2 protein-coding genes are annotated in these 4,410 nt (G+C 49.3%); both read right to left on the reverse strand.

What is annotated here, in order from left to right; translation table 11 throughout:
* Nucleotides 1-116: 116 nt before the first annotated feature.
* Nucleotides 117-2,360: a beta-glucosidase BglX gene (gene bglX, locus AC3A8L_RS20190; RefSeq protein ID WP_487964071.1), complete on the reverse strand. Its 2,244-nt coding sequence runs from the start codon at nt 2,358-2,360 to the stop codon at nt 117-119.
* Between the two features lie 364 nt (nt 2,361-2,724).
* Nucleotides 2,725-4,320 carry a murein biosynthesis integral membrane protein MurJ gene (gene murJ, locus AC3A8L_RS20195; RefSeq protein ID WP_487964072.1) on the reverse strand — a complete coding sequence of 532 codons (1,596 nt, stop codon included), beginning with the start codon at nt 4,318-4,320 and terminating at the stop codon, nt 2,725-2,727.
* Between the last annotated feature and the right edge of the window lie 90 nt (nt 4,321-4,410).

Genomic DNA, 4,410 nt, shown 5'->3' on the forward strand with positions numbered 1-4,410 from the left:
GCTTCCTCAACAGCGTTGCTCAAAGCGTTACATGCCCCGGCATGCGCCCCTTCGAACGCCTTGTTGAGAAAGCAGGCGCCCCCGTCTAATTGGACAAACTATCATTGCCTCGCCCCTTACTGAATAGTAAATTCAACAGCTTCGCCAGCCTCGGCATGTGGTGCTACCCATACTCTAAATAAACCCGGCTCGAAAACACGCTCAGTCTTATCGTTAAAGAACATCAAGTCTTCGGCCTTTAAGGTAAAGCTTACAACCTGCTTTTGGCCAGGCTTAAGTGCTACGCGCTTAAAACCTTTCAGCTCTTTAATGGGGCGCGTTACCGAGCCAACCACATCCTGTATATACAACTGCACCACCTCGGTTACTGGACGCTTACCAGTATTAGTGATTTCTGCCGTAAACGTGTAAGCCTCTTTACGGGCATAAGGCGTCTTTTGTGTGGTTACTTTTGCGTACTCTACTGTGGAGTAAGATAAACCAAAGCCAAACGGGTATTGCGGAGCAAAGCCAATGTCCATATGGGTCGCGGCATGGCCTAATGAATGCTGGTTAGCCTCCATGGGGTAGTCTTCCATAAAAATAAACGGGCGCGAACTGGGTGGCCGGCCGGTATTCTTTTGGTTGTAGTACATCGGTAACTGGCCTGTTACTTTCGGCCAAGTAATTGGCAGGCGGCCAACCGGCTCTATGTGACCAAACAATAGGTCGCTAATGGCTGGGCCCGCTAGGCTACCGGCGTGCCACGTCATCACTAAGGCATCAATACTGGGTAAAATATCGTGTAGCTCGATAGGACGACCAGCCATTAACACCACTACTAAAGGCTTGCCGGTGGCTTTAAGCGCTGTAATCAGTTGCTCTTGCGCACCGGGTAAACGAATACCTGCGCGGCTGTGTGCCTCGCCCGATAACGCGGCTTCCTCACCGCCCACAAACACGATGACATCAGATTTTTTAGCCGCTTTAACAGCCGCTTTAAAATCGCCAGTATCGTACGAGCGCGAATGCTCTAAAGCACGCACGTAACGTAATTTACCGGTTTCGCTTTTAACAGCCTCTAAAACTGTCACCGAGTTTTTCTTTTCGCCATCCAACACCCATGTACCCATTTGGTCATGTGCGGCATCGGCTAGCGGCCCGATTAAGGCGATTTTTTGGCCCGATTTGAGTGGCAAGATGTCGTTATCGTTTTTCAGCAATACCAAGGATTCAGCCGCAACGGTTTGCGCTACCTTGCGAAACGGTGCACTGTTTTTTACAACCTGGCGCGATGCTTCGGTATAGGGTTGTTCAAACAAACCAAGCTGCTGCTTTAAGCGCAATAGACGGCGTACCTTAACGTCGATTTCGGCTTCAGACACTTTGCCTTCTGCAACTAACGCGGCCAAGTTATCTTGGAAACTGGTACTCACCATTTCCATATCTAAACTCGCTTTGGAGGCCATTAATGCAGCTTCTTTCAAATCGGCTGCAACACCGTGCACCACGGCTTCAATTACAGAATCCCAATCGCTAACCAAAACGCCATCAAAGCCCATTTCTTTACGTAAAATGGTATCCATGGTGTAGCGGTTAACGGATGCTGGAATACCGTTCAAGTCGTTAAAGGCCGTCATGATTGTCGCGGCGCCTGCTTTTATGGCCGCCTCGAAGGGGGGTAAGTACTGGTTATGCAATAAAGGTTCTGGAATGTAGGTTGTGTTGTAGTCGCGGCCCGCTTCGGCAGCGCCATAACCAATAAAGTGCTTTGCGGTTGCCGCTATGCTTGTTGGGTCGGATAAGTCATCGCCTTGATAACCCTCTACCGAAGCAACGCCCATCACCGAGGTTAAATAAGGGTCTTCACCGAAGGATTCCGCAATACGCCCCCAACGGGCATCGCGTGAAATATCGATCATGGGTGCGAAGGTCCAACGAATGCCATCGGCCGATGCCTCTTGCGCGGCGATACGAGCCCCCTGCTTTACGCCTTCGGGGTTCCAGCTAGCCGCTTGGCCCAACGGAATAGGAAAGATCGTTTTATAACCGTGAATAACATCGCGAGCCAACAATAAAGGAACGCCATTGGGGCTTTCTTCAACGGCAATGCGTTGTAACTCATTAGCCACAACCAGCGAATTCGCATTCAAAAACGAGCCGACTTTACCTTGGCGAATCGCCACTTTAATCGCTTCTGGAATCTCGGCAGCAGTGGCCGCCTCTTCAATATGAGACTGCTGTAATTGTCCGATTTTTTGCTCTAAAGTCATCGCCTTTAGCAGCTGATCTATATTGGTAGGTTGCACGGGTGCGTTGGCGAATACCGCGGCACTGCTGGCGCCAATAATGCAACCTGCAAGGAGTGTTGTTATTTTCATGGAAGTACCCTTCACTAAATCGTGAAGCCATATTACTAGGCTTTTACAACGTGTCGCCTCAATAACAGTAAAACATCACATGAGCCGCAAAAAACAAAAGTGCCACTTTATTCAGGCTTATCCTGATACCTTATTCACTAGGTATGACGGGGCCTGCAGCGTATTTCAAATGTTAACGCTGGCGGAGTGCCACCTTTGATGTCGCCAAAAACAACATCGAGCAAGCATAAACCGCAACAAAATAAGAGTACCCATTAAGGTCGAGATAATGGGCACCAAAATAAGGAGGCTCCTAATAAACCGATAAGGGGCGAAGGTAAGGATGTAGAGATCACGCATTAAGAGTGACCTCGTGCTTTTGAAGCTAAGCTTTTTGCGGTTTGAAATCGCGAATGCGTATACCCAGCAAAAGCAAAACCGTAGCATAAACGGCAAAACCTGCACCACAAAACGCCGCGGTATAACCAACGCGAGGCAACCAACCCAACACCGCAAAGCTGGGCAACTGCTGCACGCAAAACCACAAGCCAACCCCCATTACTATACTGGCAATAACCAGCGACGAGCCAAAGCGAAGCCAACCGGCCTCGGGCACAAAAGCTTCGCTTTTCACTAAGCCACGGTACAGCAAGCCGGCATTCAAAAACGCCGAGGCGCACGTTGCTAAAGCCAAACCCGCATGCCCCAGCTGCCATCCAAAATGCAGCGGCACCACAAACAAAACGTTCAAGCCCATATTAGCCACCATAGCAATAATGCCAATACGCACGGGGGTTTTGGTATCTTGGCGGGCAAAGTAACCACTGGCTAACACCTTAATCAGCATAAAAGCGGGTAAGCCCAATGAATAAGCCATTAGGCTGACGCTTGCCATATTCACATCGCGCACCTGCATTTCACCGTATTGAAACAAAGTGAACAGAATGGGTTTGGCGAGTACCACTAATGCAACCGTGGCCGGTAATGCAATCACCAATACACAGCGCAACGCCCAATTGATGGTGTTGGAATAGTGCTCAGAACTGGCGGTATGCTGGCGCGATAACGCCGGTAATATCACCGTAGCAATGGCCACACCAAACACACCCAATGGTAGCTCTGTTAGGCGATCGGAATAAAACAACCAAGACACGCTGCCAGAAGGTAAAAACGAAGCCAGTACGGTATCTAACAACAAATTAATTTGGCTAACCGATACGCCAAAAATGGCCGGCGCCATCAATAACAGCACTTTTTTAACATTAGGGTCGGACCACACCGGCTTAGGCTTAGGTAACAAGCCAAGTTGCGCCACAAAAGGCAGCTGAAAACTAAATTGCAATACCCCCGCCACCAGTACCCCATAGGCCAAAGCCATTGCGGGCTCTGCCATGCGCGGCGCAACAACAACCGCCGCAAGAATTAGAACAACATTCAATAACACCGGGGTAACAGCAGGCACCGCAAAACGATCAAAGCTGTTTAAAATAGCGCCTAAAAAGCCCGCCAGCGAAATAAAAAACAGGTAAGGAAAGGTAATGCGAATAAGATCGCCGGTTAGGGCCATTTTTTCGGGGTTATCGAAGTAGAAACCCGGCGCAAAAACCACAGCCAGCATCGGCGCTGCCACCACACACAAAGCCGTTATCGCCAATAACGAAACACCCAAACAGCCCGCGATATGGTCAATAAATAGTTTAAGCGCACCGCCGGCATTATTGTGCCTAAGCTCGGACAATACCGGTACAAAGGCCTGTGCAAAGGCACCTTCGGCAAATAAACGCCGTAGAAAATTAGGCACTTTAAAGGCAACAAAAAAGGCATCGGCGCCGGCATCAGCCCCTAAATAGCGCGCAAAAACCACGTCACGCACTAAACCTAATACACGCGAAATCATCGTCATTGCACTCACAACCGCACCAGAACGTAGTAATGAAGGCGCTTTGCTAGGCGATGGTTGTGGGGTAGCCGAAGACGACATAAAAGATAACCTAAAAAAGGAGTGACTATTCAGTCATGCGCAAATAGGTCGGCAAACTGATCATTTTTTGTTGCCTTTAAAGTGCCTAAT

The organism is Marinagarivorans sp. (assembly GCF_982758155.1).